Genomic DNA, 18,374 nt, shown 5'->3' on the forward strand with positions numbered 1-18,374 from the left:
AAAAACACATTGACGATGATCTATATCGGAAAAAGCGGGAAATTGTTCAAGCGAGCGCTTTCTGGTAGGCATATTCTGATCTGGATATCATTTTTGACAGGTCATCTTTACCATATATATGGATATGTGTATATTTGCATAAAAAATGGGAGCAATTATGGACCACGTTCAGTTTTTTAAATGTTTATCTGATGAAACACGTCTCAGTATTGTCCTGCTAATTGCACAAAACAAAGAGCAATGCGTCTGTGATCTGACCGATAAACTGCAGTTAAGCCAGCCGAAAATTTCACGTCATCTGGCCTTGTTACGTTCTTGTGGTTTACTCAACGATCGCCGGCAAAGCCAGTGGGTGTACTACAGCATTAATCAGCAATTGCCGGCCTGGTGTTTTGAAATTCTGGACGTGCTAAAAGCTAGTGAGGTTCCGGTTTTATTTGATTCTTCCGCTCTATCGATTCAGAGCCATTGCGAGTAAGTTTTCATGAAATTTTTGTTTTTATGTACGGGGAACAGTTGCCGCAGCATTCTCTCTGAAGTGTTGTTCAATAGCCGTGCGCCAGAAGGCTGGGTCGCTTACAGTGCCGGCAGCAAACCTTCCGGTCAGGTGCATCCCTTGACGCTTGAAACCCTGCACAATCTGGGCTTGTCGACTGAAGGCTTATCCAGCAAAAGCATTGATGCCTGTGAACAGTATCAGCTAGACGTGGTGATTACCGTCTGTGATGCGGCAGCACAGGAAGCGTGTCCTCTTTATCTTGGCGGAGCGATCAAGGCGCACTGGGGCCTGTCTGATCCGTCCCATTTAGAGGTGGATAAAGAAGAAAAAATGAAAGCCTTTATGAGCACTGTTGAACATATCAATCGTCGCCTGGATGCTTTGTTTAAACTTAACGTAAATGAGCTTTCTCGCTCGCAATTGATTGCAGCGATTAATCAAATTTCGAATGTTGAGTAAGTCACATGTCTGAAAAACGCATGTCCTTTTTAGATCGCAACCTGACGCTCTGGATTTTTATTGCCATGGCGTTAGGCATCGCCATAGGAAACTTTTTTCCTCAAGCATCGGTTGCTCTGGATCAATTCAGTATTAATTCAGTCAATATTCCAATCGCGATTGGTCTGATTCTGATGATGTATCCACCCCTGGCAAAAGTGGATTATGCGACCTTGCCGCAAGTGTTTAAGGATAAGAAAACCCTGACGCTATCTTTAATTCAAAACTGGTTGATTGCTCCGGTACTGATGTTTGCGTTGGCTGTGATTTCTTTGCATAGCTATCCAGAGTATATGACAGGCGTGATCCTGATTGGTTTAGCTCGATGTATCGCCATGGTACTGGTGTGGAATGGTCTGGCCTGTGGTGATAACCAATATGTTGCAGCATTGGTGGCGTTTAACAGTATTTTCCAGATTTTATTCTTCAGTACCTATGCCTGGTTATTCCTGACCTTCCTTCCGCCATATTTTGGTATTGAAGCTCAAGTGATCAATCTTAGCTTCTGGACCATTACCCATGCTGTTCTGGTTTATCTTGGAATTCCGTTCTTATTGGGTTTCTTAACGCGCTTAATTTTGGTGAAACAAAAAGGCGTAGAATGGTATCAAAACAAGTTCATTCCAAAAATCAGCCCGCTGAGTTTGATGGCTTTGCTGTTTACGATTTTGGCGATGTTTAGCTTAAAAGGGGGGGATGTCGTAAGTCTTCCACTGGAAGTTTTACGCATCGCGATTCCTTTAATCATTTACTTTGTGGCCATGTTCTTTATTAGCTTCTTTATGAGTAAATGGATGGGCAATGATTATCCAAAAACTGCTGCAATCTCATTTACTGCGGCTGGAAATAATTTTGAATTATCACTTGCAGTCGCTATTGCAACTTTTGGTATCGCTTCGCCGGTTGCTTTTACCACGATTATTGGGCCATTGGTTGAAGTACCTGTGTTAATTGCTTTAGTGAGTGTTTCACTGTGGCTAAGAAAGAAATATTTTAAAGAGGCTTGATCCGATGAACCTGCCTAACGTAGATCCAAATCTTATTGAACAACCCACCTTTGAAAAAGTCCAAGCCAAAGAACTAGCTCATCCTCCTCGGATTTTACTGCTCTATGGGTCTAATCGGGAACGTTCTTACAGTCGCCTTGCAGTTCTTGAAGCTGGTCGAATCCTTGAATATTTTGGGGCAGAAGTCAAAATCTTCCATCCCAAAGGGCTACCTTTACCGGAAGATGCTGATACTGAACATCCAAAAGTAAAAGAACTGCATGAGCTTCTGGCATGGGCTGAAGGTATGGTGTGGTGTTCACCGGAACGCCATGGTTCTATGAGTTCCATCTTTAAATCCCAGATTGACTGGATTCCTCTGGCAGGGGGTGCAATTCGTGCCACTCAGGGAAAAACCCTTGCCTTGATGCAAGTCAGTGGGGGATCACAGTCCTTTAATAGTCTGAACCAGATGCGTGTTTTGGGGCGTTGGATGCGGATGATCACGATTCCAAATCAGTCTTCAATTCCAAAAGCATTCCTGGAATTTGAAGAAGATGGACGAATGAAGCCATCAGCATTCTATGACCGGATTGTCGATGTGATGGAAGAACTGTATAAGTTTACTTTACTAACCCGTGGGCAAAGTGCTTATTTGACCAACCGTTATTCGGAACGCAAGGAATCGGCTGAAGAGCTTTCCAAACGGGTAAATCAGCGTAGTTTATAAATTCTAGGTGATCAGAGAGACTGAAAAGTATCTTGAGCAATGGAAGGCTAATTTAAACGCTTGAAAATTTTATGAAATACGCCCAGTCTGATAAGCAGGCTGGGTTTTTATTTGATGACAATAAAGAAGGGGGGAAATATTTTGGCTCAATTACAAGCTGAAGTTGATGTGATCATCATCGGTGGTGGACAGGCCGGTTTGTCCACGGCTTATTTCTTAAAGCGTAAGAACATTCCGTTTATCATCCTAGATGATCAGCCTCAGCCTGGAGGTGCCTGGCAGCATGCCTGGGAGTCCTTGCGCCTTTTCTCCCCGAATAGCTGGAGTTCGCTGTCAGGCTGGATGATGCCGGCGACCGAACAGACCTATCCGACCCGCAATGAGGTGATCGATTATTTGACCGCCTATGAGCAGCGCTATCACTTTCCTGTAGTTCGTCCGGTGCGTGTGGAACGCGTGGAAAGTAAGGGCCAGTATTTAGAGGTTTATGCCGGGGAACAATCCTGGAAAGCCAAAGCGGTGGTAAGCGCTACAGGGACATGGAGCCAACCATTTATTCCCGAGTATGCCGGCCGTGAGCATTTTCAGGGCGTACAACTGCATTCCGCAGATTATAAAAATGCTGAGTTATTTAAAACCAAGAAAGTCATGGTGGTGGGTGGCGGTAACTCTGGTGCACAAATCTTGGCAGAAGTATCTCAGGTGGCCGAAACGCTTTGGATCACCCAGACACCGCCGCAGTTTCTGGCAGATGATGTCGATGGCCGTGTCCTGTTCTTAAGGGCGACTGAGCGCCTGAAAGCCCAGCAGGAAGGTAGAAAGATTGAGCAGCCCATTGGGGGGGTGGGTGATATTGTCATGATTGATTCAGTTAAAGATGCACGTGAGCGAGGCATTTTGCAGAGCAGGCGTCCATTTTCAGCTTTTACAGAACATGGCGTGATTTGGGAAGATGGCAGCACAGCGCATGTGGATGTGGTGATCTGGTGTACAGGATTTAAGGCGGCGCTGAATCACCTCAGCAGCCTCGGAATTATCCAGCCGGACCAGACCATTGCGGTTCAGAATGGCCGCTCTGTTCAGGTACCAAATTTATGGCTGGTGGGCTATGGAGAATGGACAGGTGCTGCTTCGGCCACGCTGGTCGGGGTTTCCCGGACAGCTCGGGCAGTAGCGGAAGACATCGCTGCATTTTTGGCCTGAGAGGATTTGATCCTGATTCAGTCGAGTGGATTGAGTGAATAGTATCTGTCTGCAACGAGCGTCATACCCGATGGTCTGATGCTCGTGATGATACGCTTGCATTGACGTTCGAATTTAATCAGGTAACTTATGCCCACAATGTGGACAGAAGAAATATTTGTTTTTTTCCTGCTCGAGTTGTTCTTTCTTACGCTCATGAATAAGTTCTAACAGGATATCCTGCATTTGTTCTTTGCTCAGTCCGACTTCTTTACGTAAAATTTCAATTTTTTCTTGATCTTCAATTAAGTCAATTTCTGCATCATCGAGCAGTTCACGAAATCTTAATTCCAGTTTGTGCTTGCGCTGTCTCAGCTCATTGGCCAGACCATTTGCCAGAATACCCGCAGGAAGCGCTGCCAGACCCACCCCTAAAATAGTAATTAAAGCCCCTAGAAAGCGGCCTAAGGGGGTGATTGGTGTCACATCGCCATAGCCGACTGTGGTCAGTGTCACCACTGCCCACCACATGGATGCAGGGATGGAGCTAAAGACTTCTGGTTGAGCCTTATTTTCAACCACATATACTCCAGCCGCCGCGATGATGATCATGATCAGCAGGATAAAAATAACCGCCTGAAATGAGCCCTTTTCGCGCTTGATCACCCGCAATAAAATCTGCAGGGAGACGAAATAACGGGTTAATTTGAGTAATCTGAATAATCGAAGGATTCGCAGGAAGCGTAAATCGAGATGCACAAAGAAGTTAATATAGGCCGGGAGAATCGCCAACAGGTCAATGATGGCACCGCCACTACGGATCCATAACCATCGGTTTTTCCATGCACCTTCAAAGGGGTCTTTTTCCGCAATGGCCCAAAATCTTAATAAATATTCCAGGGTAAAAATAAAGATCGAGAATAATTCAAAGGCATCAAACAGCAGCTGATAGGATTGATAGAGGTCATTGATTGATTCAAGTAAAACGGCAGCAGTATTCCCAATAATCAATATAATCAGAAATATATTGATGACGCGACTTAAGATGCTTTCGTGTTCTTCATTATGCAAATTGTCATAAATAAATCTGCGAAGCTTATACCAGGCCTTGAATTCCATAACAGTGCATTACGGTGCGATAAGATGCTTTGAGTTTAGCGCAAGCCCGGCCATCGAAAGGAAATTTTTAAAAAATTAATCAGAATTGTGGGGTGGTGATTATCCTGGATTTTTAGGGCTAAAGCGAGTGTGCACGACTCTAAAATCCCCAAAGCATTCTGGTAAATCTCACTACGGAATACTTGAACGATACCGATACAATACTGCTTCAACAAATACCCTGTTGTCTTTGGCAGTTACTCAAACAGTACTTGCTCGTCCGGGCAACAGATCCTTAATCTGTTCCCACTGATCATCTCTTAATGCATAGCGTTTAGTCATGAAAAAATAATGAGGACAGATTAGATTTTTTTAAGCTAATTGGTGACAGGCCTAGTTGCATCAAGTGATCTTTTTTCTCTGGCATTTTTGTTTTCATAGAGGGGTCTTATTATTTTTATACCTGTTTCTATGCTAAAAATTAAAAGTGCGTTGTGATCGCCTGCTCATAAACTTGAGAATACAGAGAAGGTTTTTGTTGAAGAAAAAGTTATTTGTATAAACAAAGGAAGTGATTTGAATTGGTGATATCTTTATTGGATGTTGAAAAGTAAGAATTTTTATTTCAAAAAATCTCTAGGGTTTTCGATTGTATTGAATTGATTTCAATGCGAAGCCCATAGGGCTGTCGGGCATTGAAAGAGAGCTGATAGCCATACTGTTTTAACAGGTTAGCGGTCAATGCCAGTCCTAAACCATGGCCGTGCTGCTGAGCAGATTTGCGCCAGAAGCGTTGTCCTAAATGTTGGATATCCTGTGCTGTCAGTTGCTGTCCATCATCTTCAATCACTAGGCAACCAGACTGCATGGAAATCCAGATATGGGCAGCCTGTGCATGCAGCAGGGCATTTTCAAGCAGATTTTTCAGTACGGTATACAGCACAAATTCAGGCAGCTGAATTTCGCCCAAGTTGTCCCAGTTTACTTGTATTTTTTTGTTCATTTCTGGATAGCGTGTACCTAAGTCTGCAAGAACTTTCTCAAGTGTGGGGCGAAGCCAGATGGCCTCAGGCATTGCCTGGATACTGTTTTCTGATTGGGTCAGCAATAAAAGCTGCTCGAGTAACAGCGTATAACGCCGGATACTCTCATTGGCCTGCTGCAAATTATGCTGAATGGATTCAGGCAGGTGCTGCTGCTGACCGATCAGCTGGGCCAGTTGTACATGGGTTTTAATTGCAGTCAGGGGACTGCGTAATTCATGTGCAGCATAGGCACTAAAGGCTTTCTCCTGTTGCAGACTGTCATTGAGTTTTTGAATCAACTGCGTGGAATTGTTGACAAAAGGCTGTACTTCTTGGGGAATACTTGCAGGCTTGAGCTGTATTAAAAAATCTGCCACCTCTGAATAGCTAAGGTTTTTCTGGTTCAGGTATTGACTGAGCTGATCCAAAGACCGGAACTGTCGGCGGATAATAAAAACGATCAGGGCAATACAGATCAGCAGTGAGAAGACCAAGGGAATCAGTACGGACTGCAGAATCTGCTGTAGTAAGGTATCCCTCAAGAACATACGTTCTGCTGCCACCACCTGAATATCGCCACGACGCAGAACATAACTGCGCCATTCCGTATCACCCTGCTGCCAGGTGCTGAATCCTTCTGGTCGCTGGCTTAAATTTTGGGGGGCACCGCGTGTTTTGGCAATCACCTGATTACCTAACGAGATGTCAGAGCTAAAAAGAGAAACTTCACAGGCAATTAACTGGTTTGCATCATCATTCTTGGCTAATTTGGATAAGGTTGCATCCCCTAGACTATCCAGCGGTAACTGCTGAATCAGCCGGGCAACCATTTGTGCAGATGCCGATAAGCGTTGATCCAGTGTGTCTTGTAAACGCTGTTTCAGGTCAATATACAGCCATGAAAATACTGCACTCCACAGCACAATAAACACGGCCAAAAGACTCATGACCAAACGCCATTTCAAGCTGTGACTAAACATGACGCTGCTCAAACGGTTTAAAAATATATCCCACACCACGAATGGTCTGAATTAAATCTGGATGCAGTTTTTGTCTCAGGTGATAAATCTGTACATTCTTTGTTTGTTTTGTTCGCATTTAATCTGTTTGGAGCATTTCAGCTGTCCTTACCTAAAGGCATGTTACAGCGTCTGGATCAATGGCAGCAAAAGCAGAAGGGTGGCACGCTGATTGGTGCCGGTCTTATGGGCATGATCGCTGCACTGATTGTCGGGCCATGTATGAGTGCGCCGTTGGCCGGTGCCTTAATCTATGTGTCTCAGCTCAATCAACCGATGCTGGGAGCTAGTTATCTGTTCGTCTTAGGCCTTGGGCTGGGCTTGCCGCTATTTATTGCTGCCGTATTTGGGTCCCATCTTTTACCCAAACCTGGCATCTGGATGGATCGCCTGAAGTTTAGTTTTGGCTTTGTCATGTTGGCTCTGGCCTTGTATTTCGCCCCTCCATTATTGCCCGGCATTTTATACCTGGGCCTTTTGGGTGTGGTACTGATCACCTGTTCAGGCTACTTCTTGTTCAAGATGCTGCCTCATGTGCATCGGTCTGTATCGAAAATAGTCCTGATGCTGCTCAGTGGTTTACTGGTCTATGCAGGAGGCATGCAGCTCTATCATGTCTGGAGTCAGGTACAGGTCGCCCATGTGAAATCACGGCTTGAATGGCAGAGAGTCAGTACAGCCGCACAATTGCAACAGGTTTTAGCCAAACATCCTGCACAGCCGGTGGTGATTGATGTCTATGCAGACTGGTGTGTGGCCTGTCAACCGATTGAAAAGGAAGTGATTCCACGTAGTGATGTCCAAGCGGCTTTACAAAATGTGGTTCGTATCAAATTAGACCTGACCCACTATCATCCAAGTCAGGATGAGCTGCTAAAAGAATGGCAAATCCTCGGTCCGCCCACCTTTATATTTTTAAATGCCGCACATCAGGAACAGCGCGAGTTGCGCTTGACAGGAACTTTTAGCGCAACACATTTGCTCGGTAAATTGCAGCAACTGCAAGGGGAACAACCATGATGATTTCAAGTGATGCGCTACATCTGGGACCTTTGATGTTGCCCTGGACACTCATAATTGTTGCCACTGGCTTGATGCTGTTATCTGCTGTTTTGTTTGGATTAGCCAGAAAGTATTCATGGTCTAAACAACTGCTTGGACAAAGTCAGGATTTGCTCTGGAGCAGTTTTTTGCTGGGGATGCTGGGTGCACGTCTTGTTTTCGTTCTGCTCAATGCCGAGCTGTATTTTGCAGCACCCATCGACATACTGAAAATCCAGGACAAAGGTTTCCATTTATGGGGAGGGGTGCTGATTGGTGCTTTGTGGTATGTCATTCGAAACAGACAGTTGCAGACCCGATTCAAAGCCATCTTGTTGATCATCTTTGTACTCTGGATCGGGCTTGGACTCGCGTTCAAATCCAGTCTAAAAACTGAAGCAGCGTTTCCTGATCTAGCCTTTGCTGGACTAGAACAGGAGCGTCTGGGTACAGACAAGATTCCACTCAGCCAATTCGTTGGCCAGCCCACGGTAATTAATTTGTGGGCGAGCTGGTGTCCGCCGTGTCACCGCGAAATGCCGGTGTTGGCCAAAGCAGCCAAGCAGCATCCTCAAGTGAATTTTGTCATGCTGAATCAGGGTGAGGAGGTAGCCACCGTAAATGCCTATTTAAGAAAACATCAGTTTCAATTTAAACATGTCCTGCTGGACCCATATGGTGAACTACCACAGCAGCTGAATAGTTTTGGTCTGCCAACGACGCTGTTTTTTAATGCTCAAGGCCAGCTGGTCGAGCGGCATATGGGGGAACTCAGTCCGGCTATGTTGCAGCAATATTTAAATAGAATTTCAGATCAACCTTAAAAAATGGAAGGACTCAGTATGAACAAAATTTACCAGGTGCTTGGTGCAGGCATGTTCCTGATCATGAGCATGCACACACAGGCAAATATTAAACAGCATATTGAAAAACAGGGCTTTGTGTTTGTAAAACAGATTCCGGCACCGCAAGGAATGACCGGCTGGGTGGGGCATGAAGACCAATACTCCAATACGGTATTTATCTCCAACGATGACAAATATTATATCAAGGGCGAACTGTTTGATGCACAAGGGAAAAGCCTGTCCAATGAGCAGATTGAAAAGCATATGAAAAAAGCGGTATTGGACGATGTCTGGAAAACCCTGGAAAAATCCACCTGGATCCAGGATGACAAGCCAGATGCACCACGTGTGGTCTATGTCTTTTCCGATCCAAATTGTCCATATTGTTATAAATTCTGGCAGGCGGCCCGACCTTGGGTAGAATCAGGGAAGGTACAGCTGCGTCATATTCAGGTCGGTGTGATCCGTGAAGAAAGCCGTGGCCAGGTGGCAACACTATTGAATTCGAAAGATCCAGCGGCAGTTTTTAATGATATAAACAAGAATAAAGGCAAAAAGCAGCTCAAGAAAATGGAAAAGATTCCTGTCGAAATTGCTGCAAAAATTGATGCCAACCAGGCCCTAATGGGGAAATACGGCTTTTTCTCCACACCGTCGATGGTCTGGAAAAACAATCAGGGTGAATTTAAATCTGCTCAAGGCCTGGCGATGGATGTCAAGGAAATTTTTGAACAATAATATTTTAACTACATGATAGAAAAGTAATTTTTACTTAAAACATCTATACATGATAGGGAGGCAGATTTACATTGGTGGATAGGCTAAGCATGAAGAGCAGATAAGATATGTCAAATTTGGATGATCCACGGGTACTGCTTGCTTTGGAACGAACCGCTCTGGCGTGGAACCGGAGTGGTTTGGCATTAATTGCTTTTGGTTTTGTGATTGAAAAATCCAACCTGCTAGTGCAACTGGTGGACCCAGACACTTATGCACAGAAAATAGCTTATTCACAATGGTTGGGAATTGCGGTGATTGTATTTGGTATGTTGGTGAATTTCGCCTCAATCCTGCAATATCGACGGGGTTTGACATCACTGCGACCGCCGGAATTTATTGAAGGTTATTACACCCAGTATCCCGTATGGCTAAATCTGTTTACTGCTTTTAGCGGACTGCTTCTGATCATTTCTTTTTGGCTGCACTAAGAAGAGGGCTGGGCGCAATACAGCTCGTACAGCTTTTGCATCAGGCTCAAGACCTTGGGGTCACTCAGACGATAGAAAATCTGTTTGCCCTCACGTCGGGTGCCAACCATGTCGGCCTTACGCAGTACAGTCAGCTGTTGTGAAAGTGTAGGTTGATGAATATCGGCAGATTCTTCAATTTCCTGAACATTCATTTCCCCGTCAACCAGGACACATAAGATTTTCAGACGATCAGGATTGGCTAAAACTTTTAGGCATTGGCTGACGAAATCGACCTGTGAAAAATCAATTTTGGCATTTGCAGCAATCATATCCATAGATGTCCTTGAAACCTTTGATGTAACCCATGCAGTTTACACAATTTACCACAAAACTGCTTGATTATTATTTTTTAATATATAATATAAAAAAGTATATTGTATAGAGATTGATTCACCATGCATGACTTCCTCATCGCATTTATTGGCGGTTTAATGCTCGGACTTTCAGTGGTCGGCTATCTGTATGTCAATGGCCGTATTGCAGGAATCAGTGGTTTGGTTGGGCAGGTATTAAACCCAAAAACCGTATTTAAAACGCCTGCGATCTGGTTTTTATCAGGCTTGATCATTACACCGTTTATTTATGGTCTGTTTGTACAACCTGAAATCGAATTGAATGCCAGCCCATTGATGATGATTGTGGCAGGTCTGCTGGTAGGCTTTGGGACACGTTTGGGTTCGGGCTGTACCAGTGGTCACGGAATTTGTGGCATTAGTCGGCTGTCTAAGCGTTCTATCATCGCGACCATGACTTTTATGTTTGCAGGTTTTGTCGCTGTTTATATTATCCGTCATATCACAGGAGCATTCTAAAATGAAAAATGTGTTTGCCTTTTTATTTGGTGCGCTGTTCTCTGTGGGATTGATGGTATCGGGCATGTCCAATCCGGAAAAAGTACTCGATTTCCTGGATCTGTTTGGCGATTGGGATGCCAGTCTGGCCTTTGTGATGATGGGCGCGATTACTGTGGCCTTTATTCCCTTCCAGAAAGCATTACGTACGGCGCAACCGAAAACAGTATTTAATGAACCTATTGATTTACCTAAAAATAATCAGATAGATAAGAAGCTGATCACGGGTGCGGTTTTATTTGGTGCAGGTTGGGGCATTGCCGGCATCTGTCCGGCGCCAAGTTTCACTTTGATCGGTTTGGGCCACTATCAAGTGCTCTATTTTATTGTAGCAATGCTGGTGGGTGTATGGATTCACCGTAAATGGTCAGGAGCTTAACGATGTCAAATTTACCTATAGTAAAAGATTTTTTTCACGAAGATACCAATACCTTCAGTTATGTTGTACGTGATCCGGCGACCAAAGCCTGCGCCATTATTGATAGCGTTCTGGATTATGATCCGGCATCAGCAAGTACATCCACTATTCATGCCGATAAAATTATTGCCTATATTAAAGAGCAGGGTTTAACGGTCGAGTGGATTCTCGAAACCCATGTCCATGCTGATCATTTAACTGCAGCGCAATATCTCAAAGAAGAACTGGGTGGCAAAATTGCCATGAGCCAGAAAATTGGTATTGTTCAGGAAACTTTTGGCGCGATTTATCATCTGGATATTAAACAATGGAATGCTCAGCAGCTCTTTGATTATTTATTTGAAGATCATGAGTCGTTCCAAATTGGAACATTGAAAGCCTATAACATTCCAACACCGGGACATACGCCTGCTTGCCTGAGTTATGTGATTGGCGATGCGGTTTTTGTGGGTGATACGTTGTTCATGCCAGATTATGGTACAGCACGTTGTGATTTTCCGCGAGGCAGCGCAGAACAGCTTTATGATTCGGTGCAAAGCCTGTTTCAGTTGCCAGAAGATACCCGGGTCTTTTTATGTCATGACTATCTGCCTGAAACACGTGAATCGTATGTGTGTGAATCTGATATACAGACGCAGAAAAAACAGAATATCCATATTCATCAGGGAATCAGTAAAGCTGAATTTGCTCAGATGCGAAATCAGCGGGATTCAGGACTGAGTATGCCTAAGCTGATTCTACCGGCGATTCAGATCAATATGAAAGCAGGACAGTTTCCTGAGCCAGAACAAAACGGTGTTTCTTACCTCAAGCTTCCTCTTAACTACTTCAAATAAGCTTGTGTCGTGATTCAACAAAAAGTTCAACCTTTATTGAATCATTTTTGTGGATAAGGGAGAGGGCGATGTGGGCATTAATACTTGAAGGGCTAGTTATCGGAGTGCTATTGGGTTTGACCGGTGCCGGTGGCGGTATTCTGGCTGTACCTGCACTGATGACGACCCAGGGTTGGACGGTGGCCCAGGCTGCGCCGGTGGGATTGCTTGCGGTCACGCTGTCGGCCTTGGTCGGAACGTTCGAGGGTTTGTTCAAGCGTATTGTACGTTATCGCGCTGCCCTCTGGATTGCTCTCATTAGTATTCCTACAGCGCGTTATGGCGTGCATCTGGCCGATATCGTTTCTCCGGTCTGGCTGACGCTGGCTTTCAGTCTGGTCATGCTGATCGTGGCTTACCGGATCTTTTTTAATAAAGTGACCGATCATGGCAATGCACCGTGCAAGGTCAATCAATCGACCGGTCGTCTGATCTGGAATGTCAAAACTGCTTCGTTCCTAGCAGGTATTGGTGTTGTGGCAGGTTTATTAACCGGTCTGTTGGGGGTGGGGGGTGGTTTTGTAATTGTTCCAGCCCTGCGTAAATTCACCGACCTTGATATGCGCAGTATCGTTGCGACTTCCCTGATGATTATTTTCCTGATTGGTGGGGTCAGTATTTCTGCACACGTGCTGGATGGCTTTCAATATCCTGTTTCGGTTACGCTGACCTTTGTCCTGGCCTGTATTGTCGGGATGTTAATTGGACGCAGTCTGATGCAGCGGATTGACAGTAACAAGGTACAGAAAATATTTGCCACTACCGTGGTTGGGGTGGCGATGTATTTAATCTATTCAGCGCTCATGGGCTAAATAGCCAGTTGGAAATTTAAACTCAAACGCTTTCAATCTACCTGAGCATCGTTTATACAAAATATAATTTTAATGGCCGAGGAAGAATGAAAATGATGAAAACTGCAGAGCAATTGATCCAGAATGCAAAAAGCCGGATTCAGGAAGTCAGCGTAAATGAACTGTTTGAAGCGATGCAAAACCATCAACCAATTGCTCAACCATTTTTATGTCAGCAACATGTCCATTCGATAAAGCAGAACAACTAATTTCACCAAATTGGTTCATCACGATATGTAATTTACAGCCATAAAACCAACCCATAGAACTTTTGCCACGTGATGCGATTTGGGCTAATGATTTATGGCATTGAATACGTTGATTTTTACAAACAGGTAGCGTTGTTGAATCAATCTATAAGTATTGTTTATCTTTGCCTTTCATCAAAGCTACATACAGGGCATGTAGTGCTAATTCATGCCTATTGATCAAGTGAATCATGCGTTGGCAGCAAGGCAAGTGCTTAAATAAAAAGCTTTTATCCAGCTTTAGCCATGTAAAAAAGGCTTTGAAATTATTGAAATGAGAACATTTGTACCAAATGGTGATAAAGCAGATTTCTGAAATTGTGAGCTGAGCATTTCTGATTCTTAGAGAATGATGACTTTGTTTGAGGAACTTCCAATAAGTTGCTTCAAATTTAAGAAAGAAATCATCAATTAAGCAGAATCGGTACTATTGAACATCAGGACTAGAGTTGTGAGTTTGGTTTGGTAACTCAACTGATGGCTCTAGTCCTCTTATTTTTCAAGTCAATTTCTTATCCGTGATTCGGGTTAAATTATTTAAATGATGATTCATTCTGTATTCAGATCTTCATAAATTTAAAGGATACTTATTAGGGATATATTCTGTTTTAGACTTAATTCAGGATGCATAAATGAAGTACTCATTTATACAGCAGGCTTTCACTGGTCCCGTGGATATCGTAGGGGATATTCATGGTGAGATTGCCGCGCTGGAACGACTGATCCAGGTATTAGGTTATGACCGGAATGGTCATCATCCAGAACAGCGCAAACTAATTTTTGTCGGTGATCTATGTGACCGGGGGCAAGACAGTGTTGCGGTGATCAAACGCGTCAAACAGCTGGTAGATGAAGGCTATGCACAATGTGTGATGGGTAATCATGAATTGAACCTATTGACCGATACTTTGCGGGAAGGCAATGGCTGGTTTTTTGGTTCACCGCATCAGGATGATCTGAAACCTTTTGATTCGATCCAAGCCTCAATCAAAGATCGACAATGGATTCTGGATTTTTTAAATAGCTTACCGTTGGCCTTGGAGTCGGAGCAGCTGCGTGTTGTACATGCCTGTTGGCATCAAGGATCAATTGATCAATTACGCAATTCTGGTTTTACTTCGCTTGGCGAAGCCTATGCTGATTTCGTTCAACATACAGCGCTGGATCTGCAAGCCTTAGGTATTAATGAATTCATCCAGATAGAGCAGCAACGCTACCAACACCAGTTCAAAGACCCGGCTGCAACTTTACCTTTATTGCAACATCTCGCAGAAAAAGAGCTACGTGAGCAAATGCACAATCCGATTCGGGTCATTACTTCTGGTGCGGAAAAAATCGCCTTAGAACCGATTTATGCCGGTGGAAGGTGGCGGATGATCGACCGCGTGCCATGGTGGGACAGCTATACCGACCAAATTCCAGTCATTACTGGACATTATTGGCGGAACTTTAAATCTACTGAAGAAAAAACCGGTTTACTCAAATCGATCGATGCACTGCAATGGTATGGACAGCAACAAAACGTATTTTGTGTGGATTATTCAGTGGGTAAACGCTATCTCGATCGTCAACAGGGTGTCGCGTTCAGACATCGACTCGGCGCCTTAAGATTTCCAGAAAATATCTTGAGCTTTGAAGATGGCAATCAGTATTCAGTTCAGCGGTTCTGAGAAAAGGCAATTTTCTGATACAAAAAAAGCAGCTTTTCCAGCCGCTTTTTTACAGAATCTAGATTTTATTCTGCTTCGATTATTTCATAATCATGGGTGATTTCAACACCGCCATCAGACAGCATTTTGCTGGCAGAGCAATATTTTTCAGCAGAAAGTTCTACGGCTTTTGCGACCTGTTTCTCTTTAATCGCTTTGCCGGTCACTACAAAATGCAAGTGAATTTTCGTGAATACTGCCGGAATTGTATCTGCACGTTCAGCCTTTAATTCGCAGCGTACATCGGTAATATCCTGACGAGCCTTCTTTAAAATGGTAACAATATCAAAAGACGCACAGCCGCCCAGACCAGTTAAAAGTAGCTCCATTGGACGAGGACCACGGTTTTCACCACCGTATTCAGCTGAACCATCCATGATAATAGTATGACCACTTTGAGTTTTTGCTTTAAAAGCAACATTCTCTAACCAATGAACGCTTGTTTGCATTGAAACTACCTAAAAAAAGCTATAAATTTGTCAAGTAACTGTACACTAACATAAATTGGGTTGATACGGAATTTCAATCCCACTGTGTGACAAGTTCACATTAGGTCTTGTGCGATCTATAAATTATCCATAATCGGAACTGTTAGCATGACTTCAAACTTTTCACAATTAAGCACTGATGCGCTTTCTCCGGGGCAATTACCAGAATCCGTGAAAGCACTGTTAAAACGTGCATATATTAATCGTTATCCAAAACGTACCACGATCATTGATGCAGGATCAGAATCTAAATCTTTATATTTAATTCTGAAGGGGTCTGTATCTATCATTCTTCGTGAAGATGATGATCGTGAAATTGTCGTGGCTTATTTAAATGCGGGTGACTTCTTTGGGGAAATGGGTCTATTCGAGGTTAATCCACAACGTACTGCGGAAGTTCGTACGCGTGATGTGTGTGAAATTGCCGAAATTACCTATGAAAACTTTCACGAAATCAGCAAGCAATATCCTGATCTGAGCTATGCGGTATTTGCTCAATTAGTACGTCGTTTGAAAAATACCACACGTAAAGTTACTGATCTGGCATTTATTGATGTTTCAGGCCGGATTGCACGTTGTCTGATCGACCTGTCTTCACAGCCAGAAGCGATGATTTTGCCGAATGGCCGTCAGATTCGTATTACCCGTCAGGAAATTGGTCGCATTGTTGGCTGTTCCCGCGAAATGGTCGGACGTGTACTAAAAACCCTGGAAGAGCAGGGCATGATCGAAACCGATGGTAAAGCCATCCTGATCTTTGATGCTTCATTAGAAGAAGCATCTGAAGCAGTGGCAGATGGTGCCATAGACGAATAATCCAGATATTAAAAAGCAAATCTTCGGATTTGCTTTTTTTATGCGTCATTACTCAATACATAAAAATTTAGAACAAGCTTCTCAGAAAAGATGATTTAAGTCTCCCTTATAATTCCGATAGGCTATAGCCCACTTGATCTCAATTCACTGAATAAAATTCACAGGATGTTTTTATGCAATTCAGACCATTGGCGGATACCGGCATTTTTTTGCCAGAAATTTGTTTGGGCACCATGACCTTTGGTGAGCAGAACACACAAGAACAGGCTTTTCAGCAACTGGATTATGCTTTAGATCAGGGAGTGTATTTCTGGGATACTGCGGAAATGTACCCGGTACCGCCAAAACCTGAAACGCAGGGTGCTACCGAGCGTATTATCGGGAACTGGATCGCTGCCCGTGGTGGCCGTGACAAACTTTTTTTAGCCTCAAAAATTGCCGGACCCTCGCAAGGTGGTAGCCATATCCGGGATGGTAAAACCCGTTTCGTTGCCGATGAAATTTCAGCAGCAATTGACCAGTCATTGTCACGCCTGCAAACGGATTATATTGACCTGTATCAGCTGCACTGGCCGCAACGCCCAACCAATTTCTTTGGCAAGCTGGGTTATGGCAATGCTGAAGCGGCAGAAGACCGTACCGTGACAGATCTCGAAGAAACCCTGACCGCCTTGCAGGATGAAATTAAAAAAGGCCGTATCCGTTATATTGGTCTTTCCAATGAAACCCCGTGGGGCACGATGAAATTTCTGCACCTCGCAGAGAAATTAGGTTTGTCCAAATTTGTCAGTGTACAAAACCCATATAACCTGCTGAACCGTACTTATGAAATCGGCATGTCAGAAATTGCCCATTATGAAGGTGTGGGCTTGTTGGCGTATTCACCTTTGGCATTTGGTTATCTGACCGGTAAATTCCGGCATGGTGCACGTCCTGCCAATGCGCGTGTAACACTGTTCTCCCGCTTTAGCCGTTATAGCAATCCGCAAAGTGAATGGGCAACCGAGCAATATGCCCAGCTGGCAGAACAGCATGGCTTAAGTCTTACCCAATTGGCTTTGGCCTTTATCAAGCAGCAGTTCTTTGTGACCAGTACGATTATTGGTGCCACCAATCTGGATCAGCTGAAAGAAAATATTCAGGCATTTGAAATTGATCTGTCTGAGGAAATACTGAAAGGTATTGAGGCAATTCACCGTCAGCAACCGAATCCGGCACCATAATCATGGTGTTGTTATTTTAAAGCACCCTCCAAGCGAGGGTGTTTTAATTTTATGAGAAATTAAATTTGATGATAAACAACATGGCCGGAAAACAATAAAAGCAGCATAATCGAAATAAGACGCATCAAGATGATTTGATAAAAATGAATAGTGAAACAGGTATTTCTAAATCCCAAGTATTAGCTATAGCAGTATTCAACTTAGCTGAGCAGTTGCAACTGAAAGAATTCGAACTTGCATTGATTCTGGGTTTATCTGAGGCGGAATTATCTCTGGTTATAAATGAAAAAGAATTAGAACCAGATACTACAGCAGGCGAAAAAGCTATAGCTTTAGTAAATATCTATCAAAAGTTATTTAGCTTGCATGGTGGAGACTTGAGCTGGATGCGGCAGTTTATCAATTCACCTAACAAGCTTTTGGATCAGCAAACGCCAAGATCTCTAATGCAAACAGAACATGGTTTGAGTGAAGTATTGCGATTACTAGGAAGGTTGCAACCGTACTAAAAATATCTCTCTATTCTCTACTAAGCTGAAAAATAGCAGAGTAAATTAAATAAAATATGAATTGTTTATCTTCACCTTAAAAATTCGGTGGTGTTTCAAAAAGTATGCTGGCGTTAAACAAATCCGTTATTAAGGTAAAAGAAAGTCAAATCAAAGGCTTTAAAATGATTTTCGAGCTTTTTAGAAAAGTTGCAACTTCTCCTAAATCCACGC

The 18,374-nt window shown here is 43.6% G+C and carries 22 protein-coding genes and 3 pseudogenes; 17 read left to right on the plus strand and 8 right to left on the minus strand.

Going from position 1 to position 18,374, the window contains the following annotated elements; genetic code table 11:
• Window positions 1-157: 157 nt before the first annotated feature.
• From AC1P5O_RS05720 to AC1P5O_RS05740, 5 genes are all read left to right on the plus strand, one after another.
• Window positions 158-478 carry a metalloregulator ArsR/SmtB family transcription factor gene (locus AC1P5O_RS05720; RefSeq protein ID WP_004646559.1) on the plus strand — a complete coding sequence of 107 codons (321 nt, stop codon included), beginning with the start codon at window positions 158-160 and terminating at the stop codon, window positions 476-478.
• 6 nt (window positions 479-484) lie between these two features.
• A complete protein-coding gene (locus tag AC1P5O_RS05725; protein WP_004646560.1) occupies window positions 485-958 on the plus strand; it encodes an arsenate reductase ArsC in 474 nt (157 codons plus the stop codon).
• Between the two features lie 5 nt (window positions 959-963).
• A complete protein-coding gene (arsB, locus tag AC1P5O_RS05730) occupies window positions 964-2,004 on the plus strand; it encodes an ACR3 family arsenite efflux transporter (protein WP_071850369.1) in 1,041 nt (346 codons plus the stop codon).
• A 4-nt stretch (window positions 2,005-2,008) separates the two neighbouring features.
• The gene (gene arsH, locus AC1P5O_RS05735; protein ID WP_004280163.1) at window positions 2,009-2,713 is read left to right on the plus strand and encodes an arsenical resistance protein ArsH; all 705 of its coding nucleotides are present in this window, start codon (window positions 2,009-2,011) and stop codon (window positions 2,711-2,713) included.
• A gap of 141 nt (window positions 2,714-2,854) precedes the next feature.
• The gene (locus AC1P5O_RS05740; protein WP_071850368.1) at window positions 2,855-3,916 is read left to right on the plus strand and encodes an ArsO family NAD(P)H-dependent flavin-containing monooxygenase; all 1,062 of its coding nucleotides are present in this window, start codon (window positions 2,855-2,857) and stop codon (window positions 3,914-3,916) included.
• Between the two features lie 114 nt (window positions 3,917-4,030).
• Here the strand turns inward: AC1P5O_RS05740 and AC1P5O_RS05745 are convergent, their stop codons facing one another.
• From AC1P5O_RS05745 to AC1P5O_RS05760, 4 genes and pseudogenes are all read right to left on the minus strand, one after another.
• Window positions 4,031-5,014, minus strand: a complete 984-nt coding sequence (locus tag AC1P5O_RS05745; RefSeq protein WP_004280160.1) for a potassium channel family protein — start codon at window positions 5,012-5,014, stop codon at window positions 4,031-4,033.
• 174 nt (window positions 5,015-5,188) lie between these two features.
• Window positions 5,189-5,335 (minus strand): annotated as a pseudogene (locus tag AC1P5O_RS05750) (IS5/IS1182 family transposase); the annotation flags it as partial.
• A 283-nt stretch (window positions 5,336-5,618) separates the two neighbouring features.
• Window positions 5,619-6,998, minus strand: a complete 1,380-nt coding sequence (locus AC1P5O_RS05755; protein WP_121979957.1) for an ATP-binding protein — start codon at window positions 6,996-6,998, stop codon at window positions 5,619-5,621.
• The gene (locus tag AC1P5O_RS05760) at window positions 6,991-7,116 is read right to left on the minus strand and encodes a winged helix-turn-helix domain-containing protein (RefSeq protein ID WP_499005859.1); all 126 of its coding nucleotides are present in this window, start codon (window positions 7,114-7,116) and stop codon (window positions 6,991-6,993) included. Before AC1P5O_RS05760 ends, AC1P5O_RS05755 begins: the two co-directional genes overlap by 8 nt.
• Here AC1P5O_RS05760 and AC1P5O_RS05765 point away from each other — a divergent pair.
• The 4 genes from AC1P5O_RS05765 to AC1P5O_RS05780 all read left to right on the plus strand — a co-directional run bounded on the left by AC1P5O_RS05765 (window position 7,098) and on the right by AC1P5O_RS05780 (window position 10,131).
• Complete coding sequence (locus AC1P5O_RS05765; protein ID WP_228284855.1) at window positions 7,098-8,057, plus strand: cytochrome c biogenesis protein CcdA; 960 nt, start codon at window positions 7,098-7,100, stop codon at window positions 8,055-8,057. The genes AC1P5O_RS05760 and AC1P5O_RS05765 overlap by 19 nt on opposite strands.
• Window positions 8,054-8,902 (plus strand): TlpA disulfide reductase family protein, encoded by an 849-nt coding sequence (locus tag AC1P5O_RS05770; RefSeq protein ID WP_071850365.1) that lies wholly within the window; start codon window positions 8,054-8,056, stop codon window positions 8,900-8,902. The genes AC1P5O_RS05765 and AC1P5O_RS05770 overlap by 4 nt, the downstream gene beginning before the upstream one ends.
• Window positions 8,903-8,920: 18 nt before the next feature.
• Complete coding sequence (dsbG, locus tag AC1P5O_RS05775; RefSeq protein WP_499005862.1) at window positions 8,921-9,661, plus strand: thiol:disulfide interchange protein DsbG; 741 nt, start codon at window positions 8,921-8,923, stop codon at window positions 9,659-9,661.
• 107 nt (window positions 9,662-9,768) lie between these two features.
• The gene (locus AC1P5O_RS05780; RefSeq protein WP_004646570.1) at window positions 9,769-10,131 is read left to right on the plus strand and encodes a YidH family protein; all 363 of its coding nucleotides are present in this window, start codon (window positions 9,769-9,771) and stop codon (window positions 10,129-10,131) included.
• Here the strand turns inward: AC1P5O_RS05780 and AC1P5O_RS05785 are convergent.
• Window positions 10,128-10,448, minus strand: a complete 321-nt coding sequence (locus AC1P5O_RS05785) for an ArsR/SmtB family transcription factor (RefSeq protein ID WP_071850363.1) — start codon at window positions 10,446-10,448, stop codon at window positions 10,128-10,130. The genes AC1P5O_RS05780 and AC1P5O_RS05785 overlap by 4 nt on opposite strands.
• A 120-nt stretch (window positions 10,449-10,568) precedes the next feature.
• On the opposite strand from AC1P5O_RS05785, the gene AC1P5O_RS05790 reads away from it, so the two are divergent.
• From AC1P5O_RS05790 to AC1P5O_RS05805, 4 genes are all read left to right on the plus strand, one after another.
• Complete coding sequence (locus AC1P5O_RS05790) at window positions 10,569-10,985, plus strand: YeeE/YedE family protein (RefSeq protein ID WP_005251416.1); 417 nt, start codon at window positions 10,569-10,571, stop codon at window positions 10,983-10,985.
• A gap of 1 nt (window position 10,986) precedes the next feature.
• A complete protein-coding gene (locus tag AC1P5O_RS05795; protein WP_004646572.1) occupies window positions 10,987-11,403 on the plus strand; it encodes a DUF6691 family protein in 417 nt (138 codons plus the stop codon).
• A 2-nt stretch (window positions 11,404-11,405) separates the two neighbouring features.
• Complete coding sequence (locus AC1P5O_RS05800; protein ID WP_005262089.1) at window positions 11,406-12,278, plus strand: MBL fold metallo-hydrolase; 873 nt, start codon at window positions 11,406-11,408, stop codon at window positions 12,276-12,278.
• A 68-nt stretch (window positions 12,279-12,346) separates the two neighbouring features.
• Entirely contained in the window at window positions 12,347-13,129 is a 783-nt protein-coding gene (locus tag AC1P5O_RS05805) for a sulfite exporter TauE/SafE family protein (RefSeq protein ID WP_071850361.1), read from the plus strand.
• A 168-nt stretch (window positions 13,130-13,297) separates the two neighbouring features.
• On the opposite strand, the pseudogene AC1P5O_RS05810 reads toward AC1P5O_RS05805, so the two are convergent.
• Window positions 13,298-13,828, minus strand: a pseudogene (locus AC1P5O_RS05810) (transposase); the annotation flags it as partial.
• A gap of 220 nt (window positions 13,829-14,048) precedes the next feature.
• Between AC1P5O_RS05810 and AC1P5O_RS05815 the strand changes: the two are divergent.
• A complete protein-coding gene (locus AC1P5O_RS05815; RefSeq protein WP_121979956.1) occupies window positions 14,049-15,086 on the plus strand; it encodes a metallophosphoesterase in 1,038 nt (345 codons plus the stop codon).
• A gap of 65 nt (window positions 15,087-15,151) precedes the next feature.
• On the opposite strand, the gene AC1P5O_RS05820 is transcribed toward AC1P5O_RS05815, so the two are convergent.
• The gene (locus AC1P5O_RS05820) at window positions 15,152-15,574 is read right to left on the minus strand and encodes an OsmC family protein (RefSeq protein WP_121979955.1); all 423 of its coding nucleotides are present in this window, start codon (window positions 15,572-15,574) and stop codon (window positions 15,152-15,154) included.
• Window positions 15,575-15,721: 147 nt separating this feature from the next.
• On the opposite strand from AC1P5O_RS05820, the gene crp reads away from it, so the two are divergent.
• The 3 genes from crp (at window position 15,722) to AC1P5O_RS05835 (ending at window position 18,161) form a co-directional block, all read left to right on the plus strand.
• Entirely contained in the window at window positions 15,722-16,429 is a 708-nt protein-coding gene (crp, locus tag AC1P5O_RS05825) for a cAMP-activated global transcriptional regulator CRP (RefSeq protein WP_004280141.1), read from the plus strand.
• 173 nt (window positions 16,430-16,602) lie between these two features.
• Window positions 16,603-17,652 (plus strand): NADP(H)-dependent aldo-keto reductase, encoded by a 1,050-nt coding sequence (locus AC1P5O_RS05830; protein ID WP_004280140.1) that lies wholly within the window; start codon window positions 16,603-16,605, stop codon window positions 17,650-17,652.
• 143 nt (window positions 17,653-17,795) lie between these two features.
• The gene (locus AC1P5O_RS05835; RefSeq protein WP_004280138.1) at window positions 17,796-18,161 is read left to right on the plus strand and encodes an antitoxin Xre/MbcA/ParS toxin-binding domain-containing protein; all 366 of its coding nucleotides are present in this window, start codon (window positions 17,796-17,798) and stop codon (window positions 18,159-18,161) included.
• Window positions 18,162-18,274: 113 nt separating this feature from the next.
• Here AC1P5O_RS05835 and AC1P5O_RS05840 read toward each other — a convergent pair.
• Window positions 18,275-18,374 (minus strand): annotated as a pseudogene (locus tag AC1P5O_RS05840) (IS1 family transposase); the annotation flags it as partial.

It is taken from the genome of Prolinoborus fasciculus, assembly GCF_056724605.1.